Annotated in this window: 8 protein-coding genes; 5 read left to right on the top strand and 3 right to left on the bottom strand. The window is 73.0% G+C overall.

The genetic code is table 11. The annotated features are described in order from the left end of the window. Positions 1 to 8: 8 nt before the first annotated feature. From rpsA to E0504_RS22605, 3 genes are all read right to left on the bottom strand, one after another. Positions 9 to 1,490 (bottom strand): 30S ribosomal protein S1, encoded by a 1,482-nt coding sequence (rpsA, locus tag E0504_RS22595; RefSeq protein WP_112106892.1) that lies wholly within the window; start codon positions 1,488 to 1,490, stop codon positions 9 to 11. Between the two features lie 424 nt (positions 1,491 to 1,914). Next, entirely contained in the window at positions 1,915 to 3,546 is a 1,632-nt protein-coding gene (locus tag E0504_RS22600) for an acyltransferase (RefSeq protein WP_243657581.1), read from the bottom strand. Between the two features lie 136 nt (positions 3,547 to 3,682). Beyond that, entirely contained in the window at positions 3,683 to 4,945 is a 1,263-nt protein-coding gene (locus tag E0504_RS22605; protein WP_306769261.1) for a glycosyltransferase family 39 protein, read from the bottom strand. Positions 4,946 to 5,807: 862 nt separating this feature from the next. Here E0504_RS22605 and E0504_RS22610 point away from each other — a divergent pair. The 5 genes from E0504_RS22610 to E0504_RS22630 all read left to right on the top strand — a co-directional run bounded on the left by E0504_RS22610 (position 5,808) and on the right by E0504_RS22630 (position 17,731). Further along, positions 5,808 to 8,453 (top strand): acyltransferase family protein, encoded by a 2,646-nt coding sequence (locus E0504_RS22610; protein ID WP_235014127.1) that lies wholly within the window; start codon positions 5,808 to 5,810, stop codon positions 8,451 to 8,453. Between the two features lie 64 nt (positions 8,454 to 8,517). Then, positions 8,518 to 9,507 (top strand): GDP-mannose 4,6-dehydratase, encoded by a 990-nt coding sequence (gene gmd / locus E0504_RS22615; RefSeq protein ID WP_071061174.1) that lies wholly within the window; start codon positions 8,518 to 8,520, stop codon positions 9,505 to 9,507. Positions 9,508 to 9,672: 165 nt separating this feature from the next. Then, positions 9,673 to 11,379 carry a lipopolysaccharide biosynthesis protein gene (locus E0504_RS22620; protein ID WP_131625817.1) on the top strand — a complete coding sequence of 569 codons (1,707 nt, stop codon included), beginning with the start codon at positions 9,673 to 9,675 and terminating at the stop codon, positions 11,377 to 11,379. After that, positions 11,376 to 12,743 (top strand): glycosyltransferase family 4 protein, encoded by a 1,368-nt coding sequence (locus tag E0504_RS22625; RefSeq protein ID WP_112108895.1) that lies wholly within the window; start codon positions 11,376 to 11,378, stop codon positions 12,741 to 12,743. Before E0504_RS22620 ends, E0504_RS22625 begins: the two co-directional genes overlap by 4 nt. Further along, complete coding sequence (locus E0504_RS22630; protein ID WP_131625818.1) at positions 12,740 to 17,731, top strand: alpha-(1->3)-arabinofuranosyltransferase family protein; 4,992 nt, start codon at positions 12,740 to 12,742, stop codon at positions 17,729 to 17,731. Before E0504_RS22625 ends, E0504_RS22630 begins: the two co-directional genes overlap by 4 nt. Positions 17,732 to 17,846: the final 115 nt, after the last annotated feature.

Below are 17,846 nucleotides of genomic sequence, written 5' to 3' on the forward strand. Positions count from 1 at the left end.
CCTACGGCCTACTCGCGGCCGAACTGCTCCCGCAGACGCCGCAGCGCCTCCTCGTCGATCGCCGAAGCGGGCTGCTCCGACTGCGACGAGGTGTAGGAGGACGGTGCCGCCGCGGCGGCGTCGGCCTCCTGCGCGGCCCGGATCTGGGCCTGGTGGGCCTCGAACCGGGTCTGGGCCTCCGCGTACTGCCGCTCCCACTCGGCCTGCTGCTCCTCGAAGCCCGGCAGCCACTCGCCGGTCTCGGGGTCGAAGCCCTCGGGGTACACGTAGTTGCCCTGCTCGTCGTACTTGGCTTCCATGCCGTACTGGCTCGGGTCGAACGAGTCGCCCTCAGCGACCAGCGAGGACGCCTCGTTCGCCTGCTTCAGCGAGAGGCTGATCCGGCGCCGGTCGAGGTCGATGTCGATGACCTTGACCAGGATCTCGTCGCCGACATTGACGACCTGCTCGGGGATCTCGACGTGGCGCTCGGCCAGCTCCGAGATGTGCACCAGGCCCTCGATGCCCTCGTCCACGCGGACGAACGCGCCGAACGGCACGAGCTTGGTGACCCGACCGGGTACGACCTGGCCGATCGCGTGCGTCCGGGCGAACTGGCGCCACGGGTCCTCCTGCGTCGCCTTCAGCGACAGGGAGACCCGCTCGCGGTCCAGGTCGACGTCGAGAACCTCGACGGTGACCTCCTGGCCGACCTCGACCACCTCGGACGGGTGGTCGATGTGCTTCCAGGACAGCTCGGACACGTGCACGAGGCCGTCGACGCCACCCAGGTCCACGAAGGCACCGAAGTTGACGATGGAGCTGACCACGCCCTTGCGGATCTGACCCTTGGCGAGCTGGGCGAGGAACTCCGACCGCACCTCGCTCTGGGTCTGCTCCAGCCAGGCGCGGCGGGACAGAACCACGTTGTTGCGGTTCTTGTCCAGCTCGATGATCTTGGCTTCGAGCTCACGGCCCACGTAGGGCTGGAGGTCGCGGACCCGGCGCATCTCCACGAGGGAGGCGGGAAGGAAGCCGCGCAGGCCGATGTCGAGGATGAGACCACCCTTGACGACCTCGATGACGGTGCCGGTGACGACGCCGTCCTCCTCCTTGAGCTTCTCGATCGTGCCCCAGGCGCGCTCGTACTGCGCACGCTTCTTGGACAGGATCAGACGGCCTTCCTTGTCCTCCTTCTGGAGGACGAGGGCCTCGACGTGGTCGCCGACCGTGACGACCTCGTGCGGATCGACATCGTGCTTGATCGAGAGCTCCCGCGACGGGATGACACCCTCGGTCTTGTAACCGATGTCGAGCAGCACCTCGTCGCGGTCCACCTTGACGATGATGCCGTCGACGATGTCGCCGTCGTTGAAGAACTTGATCGTCTTGTCGACCGCGGCGAGGAAATCCTCCGCCGAGCCGATGTCGTTGACCGCAACCTGTGGTGTGGTCGGGCTGTGCGAGGTGGTCACGGTCTCCACGGGTCGTACGTCGGTGGTGCTCGTCAAGGGGTCGGCTCCGACTGGGAATCGTCCAAAGCGCGAGGGCCGGATCGAACCGCCGGGACGGAGGGACAGGCACCGAACGCAAGAACGACACTGTCAGAACCGATAACGACTGCTCGAGTGGATCCGCTCGGTCTGAGACCCACGAACCCTCGTGCAACTCCCAAGTCTAGGGAGCGGTGTCCCACGAGGTCAACGGGAGGGCACACAGACGCGGAGCCAGTCCTGCCGAACCCCTCACCCTGTGGGGCTTTCATAGTACGAAAAGTCACCAGCCATCGTCCCGCCCGCCGTCGAGAATGTGGCCCAGTCGGCTCTCGGCGGCGCCGTCCGGGCCGGGCCCGCCGGGCCCGCCGGCCGGCTCCCGGCCGGGTCGCCGGGCGCGGTCGCCGGCCGGGCGCCGCGGGGCGGGGGTGACCGGCGGCGGCTACGCGGAGCCGCCGGGACCTGGTACCCCACGCTCCCGCGCCCCGCGGCCCGGCTCCGCGCGCGGCCGGGGAGCCGGGCCGGGCGACCGGTCCGCCGCCGGGGCACCCGGGCGCGTGCCGGGTCCGCCGCCGGAGCCGGCACCGGGCGCCCGGCCGGTCCGCAGCGGCATCGTCCGCGCCGACTCGCCGTCGGGGGCACTGTCGGCTCCCTGGTGTCCGCCAGCGGCTCCGTGGTGTCCGCTACCGGACAGTTCCTGGCGCCACCTCTCGTCCACCTGGGACTCCACCGACCAGCGCTCGTCGGTGCCGGCCGGCGCCCCCGCGCCGGCCGGGACCGGCTCGGCGGGCCCCGCCGGCACCGGCCGGGACCGTGCGCGCACCCGCCGGGCCCACTCCCGACCCAGCGTCATGCAGGGCCGTTCCACCAGGAAGTAGGTGATCGTGGAGACCGCACAGGTCAGCACGAGCACCAGCAGGAAGAACGGGGCGAACGCCAGCTCGCCGGCGGCCGTCCCGGTGTGCTCGGCGACCACCTCGATCACGACCGTGTGCCACAGGTAGATCCCGTACGAGATGAGGCCGAGGTAGGCCATCGGGCGGCAGGTCAGCAACCGCCGCACCAGGCCCTGGTCGGGCGGCCCGAACACCGCGGGCAGGATCAGGAAGAAGCCGAACAGGCCGTAGAACAGGTGCCGGCCCATGTCCTGGGTGCGGTCCGGCACGAACAGCGGCTGCAGCGGGAGGTCGACCTGGGTGCTGGCCACCCAGTAGAAGAACGCGGCGATGAGCCAGCAGGCCCCGCCGGACCACCGCCACCGCGCCCACGCCGGCGTCCGCCCGTTCTGGACGTACCAGGCCGACAGGACGGCGATCAGCATCCCCATGGCGAACAGGTCCCACCAGACCGGCAGCCAGACCGTCCAGCCGTCGGCCCACCAGATGTGCGAGCCGATCAGCGCGTAGTGCAGGACCCGGCTGATCACGAAGATCACGGCGAGGGCCACAAGCTCGACCCTGAGCTGGGAGCGGGCCGGGCGGCGCCGGCGGACGAGCAGCCAGGCATAGAACGGGACGGAGATGTAGAAGGCGAACTCCACGTTGAGGGTCCACGCCTGGGTGAGGCCCTGGATCGCCCAGTGCTGCCGGTAGCCCTGCATGAAGAAGGCCGTCTGCAGCAGCCCGGCGAAGCCGTGGACGCCCATCTTGTCGTTGGGCACGACGTTGAGCGCGACCGCCAGCGCCAGCCAGTACAGCGGGATGATCCGCAGCAGCCGGCGGATGTAGAAGCCGGCGGCGTCCGGGGCTCCGCGGCCGCTCAGGTGCGCCACGGCGAACGGGCGGTAGAGCAGGAAGCCCGAGATCAGGAAGAAGACCGCGACGCCGATCTCACCGCGGGCGGTGTAGACGCCGATGGAGTTGCCGGTGGTCAGCCCGCTGTTGAACGACACGTGCACGACCAGGACCAGCAGCGCCGCGATCGCGCGCAGCCCGTCGAAGCCCGCGAACACCACCGGCGCGGACCGGGCCGCCTCCGCCTGTGCGGGCGCGGCCGGTCCCGTGCTCGCCGTGGCCGCGGAGCCCGGCCGGCCCGGCGCCCGGCCACCGCTCCCGCGGTCGAAACCGGCGGTCACCGACCGTGACCACTACTGTCGGCGATGTCTGGCACGGTCGCAAGGTACCAGGCGGTACCCGACGGCTCGGCGGCCCGCGCCACCCCAGCGAGCCGGACGCGATCCCCGAAAACGGTGCCGGAAGGCAGCCGTGTCGTCACTTTACGCGCTCACGCTGGGCCTCAGCGGTGGCCAGGCCCGCCCGGCGACGGCGCAGCGCACCGACGATGGCCGCGATCCCGACCGCCGAGAGCAGGACGACCGCCGGCTCGGCGCACGCCCGGAACCGGGTAGTGCCGTAGACCAGCACCGAGGCCAGCGTGAGTGTGACCGGTACCGCCAGCAGCGGCAGCAGGACGACCCCCCGTCGGCGCAGCACCACCGTGCCGGCGACGGCGGCCAGCTCGAGCGCCCAGAGGCAGACCATGCCGAGCCGGCTCAGCCCCAGCGGGCGCAGCTCCACGCCGTCGAACTCGGTCTGCTGCCACGGCCGGTAGAGGCCCCACGTCCGGCCGGCCCGGGCGGCGGCGACACGGGGCAGCTCTCCGGTGTTGTCACCGATGAACCTGTATGCGGCCTTCCGGTAGTAGACGTCCCGCTCGGACCGTTCCACCGGCGCCTGCTCCAGCGCCTGGATGCAGTCGAACGACCACCACCCCGTGTACTTGCCGAAGTAGCTCGCCTCGCAGTGGGTGACGGCCAGCGTCGAGCCGAGGCCGCTCGAGAGGAACTCGGGCTCCTCGAACCGGGACAGGTTGTAGGCCGTCCAGGGGGCCACCACGGCGACGCTCGTGCCGGCGGCGGCCGCGAGCAGGCCGAGGCGGCGACGCCACGGCAGCGGACGGCTCATCGCGATCAGGGGCACCACGAGCACCAAAGCGAGCAGCGCGAGCTCGGCGCGGGCGAGCATCGCGGCGGCCAGCGCCGCGCCGAGCCAGCAGGCGTCCGCCACGGTCCGCCGGTCCCAGAAGCGGTGGGCCGCGGCGATCAGCAGGGCGCAGGTCAGGATTCCGGTGGTCTCGGACATCACCAGGGCGTCGTTGAGCCACATCCCCGGGTAGAGCGCCGCGATGCCGGCGGCGAGCAGGCCGGTGGCCGGGCCGGCGGCGCGGCGGCCTACCAGGCCGACGACGCCGACCGACACCGCACCGAGCAGACACGAGAAGATCTGGTGCGACAGGAACCCGGTGAAGCCCAGCACGGACGGGATGGCGAGCAGCGCACTCGTCAGTGGTGGGTGCTGCGCGTCCGGGACGTATCTGTCGAAGTACCTCAACTCGAACGGATCGGGCCAGCCGTGCCCGTCCGCGAACAGGTTCGCGGCCTGGTGGTAATAGAAAGGGTCACCGTCGACGACCGCGGGATGCATCCATCCGAACAGGTAGCCGAGGCGGACACCGAGACCGACGGCGACCACCACCAGCAGGCCGATCCACCACGCCCGCCCGGCCGGCGCGAGCCGGGGCGGTGCCGCGGACCGCGCGCCGGGATCCGATGGCCCCTGTGTCGGGGGCTGGCCGGACCCGGCCAGGCGACCCCTGCCGGGGCGCCCTCCGGACCTCGACCATCGGCCCGCGGCCGCCGACCGATGCGCCCCGGGCGGGCGGGGCGTCGGCGCGAGTTGACCCTCATCCGACAGAACGTCCGCGGCACCGTCTGATCGATCCGTCGTAGCCTCGACCACGGAACCCGGCGATCTGGACATACCAGATGAATCGCGCGGAACTGGGGGACCGTCGGGATCACCGGCGGTGACCGACGGTGAGCTGCTGTCAGGCACCCGCGGAAGGTACCAATGCTGGCCCATTGGAGGTATTGCCGAGCCCGACATCTCCGGTCTGGGACTACCACGCGTTTCCCCTGACCGGAACCGCGGATTAGCCTTGCCGATCGGGCCCATGTGCTGCTCCCGGTACGCGAACGGACACGGCACCGTCCGTGCCAGGCCCCGTCCGGCTCGATCCGGTGGCCTGCCGCCACACCTGCGCACCTAACGACATCGGAAGGGGACCGGGCTGAGCCGCCGAGACACCGACACCTACCCGCTGGCTCGCCCCCGCCCCGGTCAGCCGGAGGACGGCCACGCCGCCGAGCGCAACCCGCGGCGCCCCGCCCGGGACCGGCGCAGAGCCGCGGACCGCCGTGCGGAGCCGGACTCCGGCACCGACGCGGCCGGCGGTCCGGGCGCGGCCACGGGCCCAGGTGCCGACATCGATCGTCCTGCCGCAGGCCGACGCGCGGACACGGGCAGTGGCACGGAGTACGACGAGGCCACAGACCATTTGGACGGCCTGTATCTCGACCGGTCCCGGCTCGACGCCGCCTACCAGGACGACGCCTACCCGGACCCCGAGGGCCGCCTGCGCCGGGGCGGCGCGTACAGCGGCGACGAGACCGAGCACATCGAGCGCCGGGCCGCCGCCTCACGCGACCCACGTGAGGCGGCACGCGACGCCGACGATCACACCCGCGTCATCGCCCGCCCCCGCGTCCCAGCCCGTGCCGGGCGAGCCGCCCGCACGGGGAGCCCCGCGGGCGACCGGAGCCCGCGGGGCGGCCACGAGCTCGTCGGGAGCGGCCCGCCGCGCCCGCACGGCGCCGAGCCGGCCGAGGCCCGCCGGGCCGGTTCCCGCCAGCCGGTGGCCGACCCGTCCAGGCGACGCGAGCCAGGCGGGCCGCGCACGCCGCGACAGCCGGGCACGTCACGGCAGACAGGCACGTCACGGCAGCCGGCCGGCGGGCGAGGCGCGGGCGAGGCGGACGACCTCCTCGAAGCGGACGACCTCCTGGAGGCGGACAGGCCCGGTGCCCGCGCCCGCGGCGCCACCGACCCGCATGCGACCGGCCCGCTCGAGACCGGGCGGCCGGACGACGGATCGCCGGAGACCGGGCCGCTCGAGACCGGACCACTCACGGCACCGGTGCTGGCACCATTGGGCCACTCTCCCGCGCTGGACGGCCTGCGCGCCCTCGCCGTCCTCGGGGTGATGGCCTACCACGCGGGCCTGAGCTGGATGCCGGGCGGACTGCTCGGCGTCGACGCCTTCTTCGTCCTCTCCGGATTCCTGATCACCGGCCTGCTCGTGGCCGAGTACCGGACCACCCGGCGCATCGACCTGAAGTCGTTCTGGATCCGCCGCACCCGACGTCTGATGCCGGCACTGCTGACGATGATGCTGGGCGTGGCGGCCTACGCCCGGTTCGTCGCCCAGCCCAGCGAGGTCGAGACACTGCGCGTGGACGCGCTGTCGACCCTCGGGTACGTCGCCAACTGGCGGTTCGCGCTGTCGGACCAGAGCTATTTCGACCACTTCTCCGCCCCGTCCCCGCTGCTGCACACCTGGTCGCTGGCGGTGGAGGAACAGTTCTACGTCCTGTGGCCGCTCGCCGTCTACCTGCTGATGTGGCACAGCGGGCGCACCACGGCGCGGTGGCGCAACCAGCGCCACAAGGCGCAGACCCTGATCCTGACCGTCGCCGTGCTGGGCGCGGAGGCGTCCGCGCTGCTCGGGCTGCTGCTGGTCGTGCTGGGCGCGGACGCCTCCCGCATCTACTACGGCACGGACACCCGCGCGCAGGCGCTGCTGGCCGGCGCCGCACTGGCTGTGTGGCGGATCCAGCGGCGGACACCGCTCACCGAGCGGACGAAGAAGGGCCTGTCCGTCGCCGGCTGCCTCGCCGGGGTGGCGATGCTCACGGTCTGGGCGACCGTCGACGGCGAGAGCCGGGTGCTCTACTCCGGCGGCTTCCTGGGCGTGGCGGTGATCGTGATGCTGCTGATCGCCTCGATCGTCGAGGTGCCCCGCGGGCCGGCCGCGCGGGTGCTGTCGCTCCCGCCGCTACCCACCATCGGCCGGGTCTCCTACGGCCTCTACCTGTGGCACTGGCCGGTCTTCCTGACCGTCACCGCGGCCCGCACGGGGCTGAGCGGCGCGGCGCTGCTGGGCGTGCGCGTGGCCGTCACGGCGGCGATCACCATCGCCTCGTTCCACCTGGTCGAAAACCCGATCAGGCGACGGAAGATCCGTTTCCCCATGCCGCGGGTCACCGTCCCGGCCTCGATCTGCGCGGTCGTCGCCCTGGTGATGGTCGCCACGATCGCGGACCCGTCCGCCGGCCGCGGCGCGGCGGACCTCGAGCAGCTGGCCGCGCGGGCCGCTACCGCGGCACCGCCGACGGCCCGGGCCGAGCCGGTGACGGGCCGACCGCTGCGGGCCGTCCTGGCCGGGGACTCGCTCGCGCTCACCCTCGGCTTCAGCGAGTTCTCCACGTCCGCCGCCCGCGAGGGCCTGGAGATCCACGACGGCTCCCAGCTCGGATGCGGGGTGACCCGCTCGCCGCGCCGCCTCCTCATGGGCGAGGTGAACCTGCCACCTCCGGGGTGCGACCAGTGGCCCACCCGCCTCAGCCGGAAAGTCGACGAGCTCCGTCCCGACCTGGCCATGCTGCTGGTCGGGCGCTGGGAGGTCACCGACCAGGACCTCGAGGGCCGACGGACCCACATCGGTGATCCGGCGTTCGACGCCTATCTCGGGCGCGAGCTCGACCTGGCGATCACCACCCTCTCGGCCCGCGGAGCGAAGGTGGTGCTGCTGACCGCCCCGATGTTCGAGGAGGGTGAGGCGGCGGACGGCAGCATCTACCCGGAAACCCGGGCCGACCGGGTGATCCAGTTCAACAAGCTGCTTCGCCAGGCCGCCGCGCGGCACTCCGCCGTCACCACCGTCATCGATCTCGCCGCGGTACTCAGCCCGGGCAACGAGTACCGCGGTGAGATCGACGGCGTTCGCGTGCGCGACGACGACGGTGTTCACATCAGCAACGGCGGTGGAGCGCGGGCCGGCCAGATGGTGCTACCCGAGCTTCTCAAGCTGGCCCGCCCGGCCACGGCGCGTGGTGCCGACGGGCCGGCCCCGGCACCCGAGTGACCCGGCCGCTTTACCTGACGCTAACCTTCCGCAGCAGTACTCCACGGGCCACAGGAGGATGATCGTGCCTCGCGCGCTGATTACGGGAATCACCGGCCAGGACGGGTTGTATCTGGGGGAGTTGCTGGTTGGGCGGGGTTATGAGGTGTTCGGGCTGGTGCGCGGGCAGTCGAACCCGAAGGTGGCGACCGTGGAGCGGCTGGTGCCGGGGGTCGTGTTGTTGGAGGGTGATCTGACGGATCTTCCGTCGTTGATCGGCGCGGTGGAGATCTCCCAGCCCGACGAGGTGTACAACCTGGGCGCGATCTCGTTCGTCGGACTCTCCTGGAAGCAGGCGGAGCTGACCGGGGAGACGACGGGTATGGGGGTGCTGCGGGTTCTGGAGGCGCTGCGGATCGCGGGCGGTAACGACCTGTCCCGGGTGCGGTTCTACCAGGCGTCCTCGTCGGAGATGTTCGGAAAGGTGCGGGAGACGCCGCAGCGGGAGACGACGCCGTTTCATCCGCGTTCCCCGTACGGGGTGGCGAAGACGTTCGGGCATTACCTGACGGTGAATTACCGCGAGTCGTACGGGTTGTTCGCGTGTTCGGGGATGTTGTTCAATCACGAGTCGCCGCGGCGGGGAATCGAGTTCGTGACGCGGAAGATCTCGCGGGCGGTGGCGCGGATTTCACTCGGTCTGCAGGACTCGGTGTCCCTGGGGAATCTGGAGTCGCGGCGCGACTGGGGTTTCGCGGGGGACTACGTGGACGCGATGTGGCGGATGCTCCAGCAGGACACCCCGGACGACTTCGTGGTGGCGACCGGCGAGACCCACAGCATTCGTGAGTTGTTGGACGTCGCCTTCGCCCGGGTGGGCATCGAGGACTGGTCCGGCTACGTCCGCTCCGACCCGCGGTTCTTCCGCCCGGCCGAGGTGGATGTCCTCGTGGGCGACGCGTCGAAGGCTCGTGAGGTGCTGGGGTGGAAGCCGCGGGTCGGCTTCCACGAGCTGGTGGAGATGATGGTCGACGCCGACCTCGCCACCGAGGCCGCTGCGGCGGACAGACACTGACCAACCGGTGACCGACGTTCCCCGGGTGCCCGCCACCGAGCCCGCACGACTGGCGCGGGCCGCACCACCCGCGCCGAGACCTGGCGCGGGTGAATACACACCCGGGCGCATGTCACGCCGTGTGATGGGGAGGGTACGCGCGTGCGCGACTCCGGGGGACAACCGATGAACCAAGGTCCAGCCACCGAGTCTCTTCCCCCGCAGGTGCGCGGGCGGCACCGTTCGGGCCGGCGGGATTCCTCGCCGGCCCCGTCCCAGCCGCTCGGGTCGGCGCAGGTAGCGGGCCAGGGGCTGCAGGAGGAGCCGCCGCCCGGCACGCGGGGAGTGCCCGGTCCGGCGATGATTCCCGGGCAGGCGACACAGCCGCGTCGGCAGCACCCGAGCCTCGCGGCCTTCCCCGGGCTCGCCGGCCTCGCGCCCGAGCGGCTGCGCGGCCAGAGCGACCGGATCCGGGCGGCCATGCGGGGCGCGATCCCCCTCGCCCTCGCCGGGCTGATCGCCAACGCGGCCAACCTCGGGGTCACCCTGGTCATCGCGCGGGCCATGAGCACCCGCTCCTACGGCGCCGTCGCGCAGCTTTTCGCGATCTTCTTCGTCGTCTCGATGCCGGGCAGCGCCCTGCTCGTCGGCGTCGTCCGGCGGATCACGAACTGGCAGCACACCGGCCAGGCCGACCTGATCGACGAGTGGATCGGCCGGGTCCGCCGGGCCGGGGTCGTCCTCGTCCTCTCCGTCGCCGTCCTGGCGATCATCGCGCGCGGGTTCGTCGCCCGCGAGCTCTCGCTGCCCGGAGCCGGCGGGGTCGCCGAGATCATCATCGCCGGAGCGGCCTGGTGCCTGCTGTGCGTCGACCGCGGGCTGATGCAGTGCGGGCGGCTTTACCCGTCGCTCGCCACGAACCTGCTGGTGGACGCGGCGGTCAAGAGCGGCTCGACGATCGCGCTGGTCCTGGCCGGACTGGACGAGGCCGGCGCGGCCATCGCCGTGCTGCTCGGGGTACTCGCCGCACTCGCGCACACCCGTTACAGCCTGCGCCGGCACCCGTCGGCGATCATGCAGGCCGACCCGACCCGCCCCCAGGCCCAGGCGCCGCCGGCCCCCGCCCAGCTCCCGGCCCCCACCCAGCTCCCGGCACCGCCGGCCCGCCAGCGCCGGCTCACCGGCGGCCGGTTGGGATCGCATCCGGCGGCGGGGCGTGGCGACGCCGACACCGGGGCGACGACGCTGCCGCTGCCGGTCGCCGGGCCGGCGGCCACCGCGGAGCCGCGGCGGCTCGCCATCGAGGTCGGCGCCGCGCTGGTGACACTGGCGTTCCTCGGTGTGCTGCAGAACATCGATGTGCTGCTGCAGGGCCGGCTCGCCCCGGACGAGTCGGGCTCCTACGCGGCCGTCTCCGTGGCGGCGAAGGTGATCGTGCTGGCCGCGATCGTCCTGGCCGGGTTCCTCCTGCCCGAGGCCGCGGACCGCAACCATCTCGGGCAGCATGCGCTGCATCAGCTCGGTGCGACGCTGGCGATACTCGCGGTGCCCGCGGTGGGGCTGCTCACCGTAGCGGCGATCGCACCCGACACACTGCTGTCGCTGGCTTTCGGGCCGCGTTTCACCAGTGCCTCCGGCGCTCTCCTCCCGCTGGCCGGAGCTATGACCTGTCTCGGAGCGACCGTGTTGTTCTCCCACTATCTGCTGGCTCTCGGCAAGCGTGCCGTGCTGGCCGTGCTCGCCGTCGCGACCGGCACCGCCGTCGCCCTCATGGCCTGGGCGCAGGGCTCCCCCGTGTCGACCGCGCGGGCGAACTTCGGCTGCCAGGCCGTGCTCGCCGTCGTCACCGGGCTGATGGTGCTCGCCGCCGCCCGCCGGACGGCCCGCGCGTGAGCACGCTGCCGGAGGGCTCGCTGCGCCCCACGACCATTCCGCCGCTGCCGGCACCGCCGTCCGCCGCCGGGCAGGTGCCCCTCGTCGGCACCGGGATGCCCGGGCTGACCGAGCAGTTCGTCCCGTCGGCGACGTCCGAGCAGCTGCTGGCCGGCCTCGCCGACACGCTGCCCGCCCAGCCCACGCTGGCGGAGCTCGTCGAGACCTCGGGGATGCGCCGCATCCACATGCTGGCCTGGCGGGATCTGGACGACCCCGAAGCGGGCGGCTCCGAACTGCACGCCGACAAGGTCGCCGAGCGGTGGGCCGCCGCCGGCGTCGACGTCAGCCTGCGCACCGCCGAAGCACCCGGCCACCCCGAGACCACGCGGCGCAACGGCTACCAGATCGTCCGCAAGGCCGGCCGGTACTCGGTGTTCCCGCGGACGGCGACGTCCGGCGCGCTGGGCCGCACCGGCCCGTGGGACGGCCTGGTCGAGATCTGGAACGGGATGCCGTTCTTCTCCCCCGTCTGGGCGCGCTGCCCGCGGGTGGTGTTCCTGCACCACGTCCACGGCGCGATGTGGCGGATGGTGCTCTCCCCCAAGCTGGCCCAGGTCGGCGAGACCATCGAGTTCAAGGTGGCGCCGCCGCTGTACCGGCGCACCCGGATCCTCACCCTCTCCCAGTCGTCCCGGGACGAGATCATCGAGCTGCTGGGCCTGCCGGCCGGCAACATCTCGGTGATCCCCCCGGGCATCGATCCCTCGTTCAGCCCCGCCGGGGAGCGCTCCCCGCGCCCGCTGGTGCTCGCCGTCGGCCGGCTGGTGCCGGTGAAGCGGTTCGACGTGCTGATCGACTCGCTGATCCGGGCGCACGACGAGCACCCCGCGATGGAGGCCGTGATCGTCGGCGAGGGCTACGAGCGCCCGGCGCTCGAGGCGCGCATCGCCGCGGCGGGCGCGGGCGACTGGCTGCGGCTGGTCGGCCGGGTGGACGACGCGGGTCTTCTCGACCTCTACCGGCGTGCCTGGGTGCTCACCTCGGCCTCCGCCAGAGAGGGTTGGGGCATGACGATCACCGAGGCGGCCGCCTGCGGGACGCCGTCCGTCGCGACGAAGATCGCCGGGCACACCGACGCCGTCGCGGACGGCGTGTCCGGCCTGCTGGTCGAGGACCCGAACGACCTGGGCAAGACCCTGGCCGGCGTGCTGTCCGACCACGAGCTGCGGGCCCGGCTCTCCGCCGGCGCGCTCGCGCACGCGGCGACGTTCACCTGGGAGCACACCGCCCGCTCGACCTACCTCGCGCTGGTCAACGAGGCCGCCCGCCGCCGGCTCGTCCGCCGCCCCGCCCCGAGCTCGCGCTCGGGCGCGCCCCGGTGACCTTGACCGCTCCGGCGTCCGGAGCCGCCCATCCCGACGGGCCGGCCCCGGGCGCCACGACGGGCCCCGGCGGCGCGCCGCCCTCCGATCACCCGCGCCGGCAGGGGCGGCTCGGCCGGGTCCGCCGGCTGCTGCCGTCCTGGCCCGCGCTGGTACTCGCCGCGCTGGCCTACATCCCGCTGCTGGCGACGGCGCCGGGGCGGATCGGCGCCGACACGAAGGCGTACCTCTACCTCGACCCGGGCCGGATGCTGGCCCGCGCGGTGTCGATGTGGGACCCCGACGTCGGCATGGGGACCGTCACCCACCAGAACATCGGCTACCTGTTCCCGCAGGGCGCGTTCTACTGGCTCGCCCAGCTCGCCGGGCTGCCCGACTGGGTGGCGCAGCGGCTGTGGACGGGCTCGATCCTGTTCGGCGCGGGCGCCGGCGTGCTGTTCCTGCTGCGCACGTTCGGCTGGGCGAACCGCTACGCGTTCATCGCGGCCCTCGGGTACATGCTCACCCCGTACACGCTGGAGTACGAGGCGCGGATCTCGGCCATCCTGCTGCCGTACGCGGGCCTGGGCTGGCTGATCGGCATCACCGTGCGGGGGCTGCGCGAAGCCGGCGCGGACGACCGCTCCCGCGCCGCGGACACCCCGCGACTGGTGCGCTGGCGCTCGGGCTGGCGCTGGCCGGCGGCGTTCGCGCTGATGGTCACCCTGATCGGCAGCATCAACGCGTCCAGCCTGATCTTCATCCTGTTCGCGCCGCTGCTGTGGGTGCCGTTCGCGGTGTGGGGCACCCGGGAGGTCCGTCTCGGCACCGCCCTGACGCTGTGCGGGCGGGCGGTGGCGCTGGTCGTCGTGACGTCCGCCTGGTGGATGGCCGGTCTGTACACCCAGGCCGGCTACGGGCTGAACGTGCTCGCCTTCACCGAGACGGTGAAGACCGTGGCGAGCAGCTCGCAGGCGTCCGAGGTGCTGCGCGGCCTGGGCAACTGGTTCTTCTACGGCGAGGACGCGCTCGGCCTGTGGATCGGCCCGGCCAAGGACTACACCGGCAGCCTGGTGATCATCACGATCAGCTTCGCGGTGCCGATCCTGGCCCTGGTCGCCGCGTCCTGCCTGCGGTGGGGCCAGCGCGCGTACTTCGTGGCGCTGATCGCGCTGGGCACGACGATCGCGGTCGGCGTGTACCCGTACGACCACCCGTCCCCGCTGGGCCGGGTGTTCCGCGACTTCGCCGAGGGCTCCACCGCGGGCCTGGCGCTGCGGTCGCTGCCGCGTGCCGTCCCGATGGTCGTCCTGGGGCTGTCGGTGCTGCTCGCCGGTGGGCTCGCCGTCCTGGACCAGCGGTACGCGGCCCGCCGCGTACAGGCCCGGGCCGGCACGTCGTCCGCGACCGATACCCCGCGGCCCACGGCCGGTGCTCTACGGCTGCGCGGGCGCGCGGTGCCGACGCTGGCGTTCGGCGGGGTGGCGCTGCTGCTCGTGCTGAACATGTCACCGCTGTTCCGCGGGCACTTCATCGAGCCGCTGCTGGACCGGCCCGAGGACATCCCCGGCTACGAGCAGGAGCTCGCCAGCGCGCTGGACGCCGTCGCCCCCGACGCCACCGGGGAGCAGACCCGGGTGCTGGAGCTGCCCGGCGCCGACTTCGCGCACTACCGCTGGGGCACGACGCTCGACCCGGTCATGTCCGGGCTGATGGACCGGCCGTCCGTGGTCCGCGAACTCATCCCCTACGGCGACGCCGGCTCCGTGGACCTGCTGCGCTCGCTGGACCGGCGGATACAGGAGGGCGTGCTCGACCCGGCCTCGATCCCCGACATCGCCCGGCTGATGAGCGCCGGGGACGTCGTGCTGCGCAGCAACCTGGCCTACGAGCGGTTCCGGACCCCGCGCCCGCGCGCGACCTGGGACCTCGTGGCCAACCAGCGCCCCGCCGGGCTGGCCGAGCCGCGCACGTTCGGGCCTCCGGTGCTGGAGGACCCGGGCATCCCCTACACCGACGAGATCACCCTGGGCACCAACGCCGACGTCATCGACCCGCCGGCCCTCGCCGACTTCCCCGTCGACGACCCGCACCCGATCGTGCGTGCCGAGCGCACCGACGCCCCGCTGCTGGTCAGCGGCAACGGGGAGGCCCTCGTCGACGCGGCGGCCACCGGCCAGCTCGACGCGGTGCTCAACGACGGCCGCACCATCCTCTACGCCGGTGACCTCGCCAGCGACCCGCAGCGGCTGCGCCAGGCCCTGGACGACGGCGCCGAGCTGCTGGTCAGCGACACCAACCGGCTGCGCGCCGAGCGCTGGACGGGCATCCGGGAGAACTTCGGCTACGTCGAGCAGCCCGGCGTCACCCCGCTGGCGAAGGACGCCAACGACAACCGGCTGGTGCTCTTCCCCGACGCCGGCCACTCGTCGCAGACCGTCGCCCAGATGCACGCACCGGGCTCGGAGGCCCAGGTCGCGGACGTGCGGGCCACCGACTACGGCAACACCTTCTCCTACGGGGTCTCCGACCGCCCGGTGCTCGGCATCGACGGCAGCCTGGACTCGGCCTGGCGGGTCGGCGCGTTCACCGACCCGGCGGGCGCCGCCTGGCAGGTCGACCTGGCGAAGCCGACGACCACCGACCACATCCGCGTCGTCCAGCCGCTCAACGGCCCGCGCAACCGGTGGATCACCAGGGCGACCCTGACCTTCGACGGCGGCTCTCCGGTCACCGTCGACCTGCGGGACTCCTCCCGCACCCAGGCCGGCCAGACGATCACCTTCCCGTCCCGGACGTTCACCACGCTGCACATCCACGTGGACGCCACGAACTTCGGCGTGCGGCGCACCTACGACGGGCTGTCCGCAGTCGGCTTCGCCGAGGTGGAGATCCCCGGCACCGACGGGAAGCCGCTGACCGCGGAGGAGGTGCTGCGCCTGCCCACCGACACCCTCGACGCCGCCGGCGCCTCCTCCCTCGACCACCGGCTGAGCCTGCAGATGTCCCGCGACCGGGCGAACCCCGCCGAGCCGTTCCGCCGCGACCCCGAGCCGACGATGGCACGCTCGTTCACGCTGCCCACGGCGCGCACGTTCGCGCTCACCGGCACCGCCCGGCTCTCCGCCTACGCCTCCGACCAGCTCGTGGACGCGACCCTCGGCCGGGCCGGAGCCGCGCCGACGGTCACCTCCTCCGGCCGGCTGCCCGGCGCGCTCGCCGCACGCGGGTCGAGCGCGTTCGACGGCGACACCACCACGGCGTGGAGCCCCGGCATCGGCGGCCAGATCGGCTCCTGGCTCCAGGTGACCTCGCCGACCCCGGTCACGTTCTCCTCGATGAACCTCGCCCTCGTCGCCGACGGGCGGCACTCCGTACCCACGAAGATCGGCATCATGGTGGACGGACGTCGGGTCGGCGCGGTCGCCGTCCCACCGGTCGCCGACACGCCGGTCAGCTCGCAGACCCGCAACGCCGCCCAGAACGTCAGCCTCACCTTCCCCGCGGTCACCGGCAGCACCATCCGGCTGGTCGTGGACGACGTCCGCACCGTCACCAGCATCGACACGATCAGCGGCGCGGTGATGGACCTGCCGGTCGGCATCGCCGAGGTCGCCGTACCGGGCCTGGACGGCACCGCCGGCGGAACGGGCCGCGGCTCGGCCGCGACCACCGCCCCCGGAACCGCCGGCTCACCCGCCACCGCCACGGCCACCGGTGCCGACACCGGCGCTGTCACCGGAGCCGCGGCCGGCCTGACGATCACCGCGGTTCCCGGGACCACCGGAACGGCGGCGACCGGTACCGCGGACATTCCCGCCCCCTGCCGCACCGACCTGCTGACCATCGACGGCGCACCGGTCGGGATCCAGGTCACCGGAAGCATCAAGGACGCCGCCGGCCGCGCCGGACTGACGGTGCGGGCCTGCGGGACACCGGTCACCCTCAACGCGGGTGACCACGTGGTGCGCACCTCCAACGGCGCGCTGACCGGGATCGACGTCGACCGGCTGCTGCTGGCCTCCGCCGCCGGCGGCGGAGCCTGGCTCGACGCCACCGGCAGCGGCACGGACGCCACCGCCGGTGCGACCACCGGGGCGGGCACCGGGACTGCCGCCGTTCCGGGCGGGACCGCACCGACCGTGAAGGTCGAGGCGACCAGCGACACCTCGTTCCGCGTGGATGTCAGCGCCGCGACCCCGGGCAAACCGTTCTGGCTCGTGCTGGGCGAAAGCCGCTCCCCCGGCTGGACGGCCCGCGTCAACGGCCAGGACCTCGGCGAATCCCACCTGGTCGACGGATACGCGAACGGCTGGCGGATCGACCCGAGCGCCGGGAGCTTCACCGTCCTCCTCGACTGGGCACCGCAGCACGTCGTCGGCATCGCGCTGAAACTGTCGGTGGTGACGGGCATCCTGAGCCTGGCGATCCTGCTGGTCGGGGCGTACCAGCGCCACCGCGGCCGGAGCTGGCGCCATCTCGTCGGCTACCAGTACATCCCCGCGGGCACCGGCACCGGCGGAGTCGCCCGAGCGGGCACCGCGGGTCCAGGCCGGGCTGATCTGCCGACGGCGGATCCCTGGCGGGCCGGGCCGGGCCCGGCCCTCCGGGTGTCGGGCCGGTCGACGCTGCTCACGGCCCTGGCCACCGGGGCGGCGAGCGTGGTGCTGGTCGCCCCGCTGGCGGGACTCGTGGTTGCCGTGCTGACCGCCGCCGCGCTGCGGATCCCCCGCGCCCGGCCGCTGCTGCGCGTCGCCCCCGCCGCGTGCCTGGCTCTCAGCGCGCTCTACATCCTCCAGGTGCAGGCCCGGCACGACCTGCCAGCCAACGGCTCCTGGGTGGCCGCGTTCGACCGAGTCGCCATGATCTCCTGGCTCACGGTTCTCCTCCTGGCCGCCGACATGATCGTCTCGCTGGTCCGCGCCCGCGCCGCTGCCCGGATCGCCTCGGGCACCACCCCCGGGACCCCCACCGCTCCCGCCGCACAGGGCTCCCCGTCCGAGCTGTGACCGACGGGCTCTAGGGCCTGTTCTGGGTTCGGATCATGGGGTTGGCAGGGTGCGTAGCCAGAGGATGGATCCGCGTAGGTGGAGTCCTGCGGTGTAGCTTTCGGGTGTCTTGTCG

It is taken from the genome of Parafrankia sp. BMG5.11, from assembly GCF_004337455.1.

Excerpts from the sequence above, each read along its gene's own strand:
- E0504_RS22620 (WP_131625817.1), top strand. The coding sequence starts at position 9,673 with ATGAACCAAGGTCCAGCCACCGAGTCTCTTCCCCCGCAGGTGCGCGGG.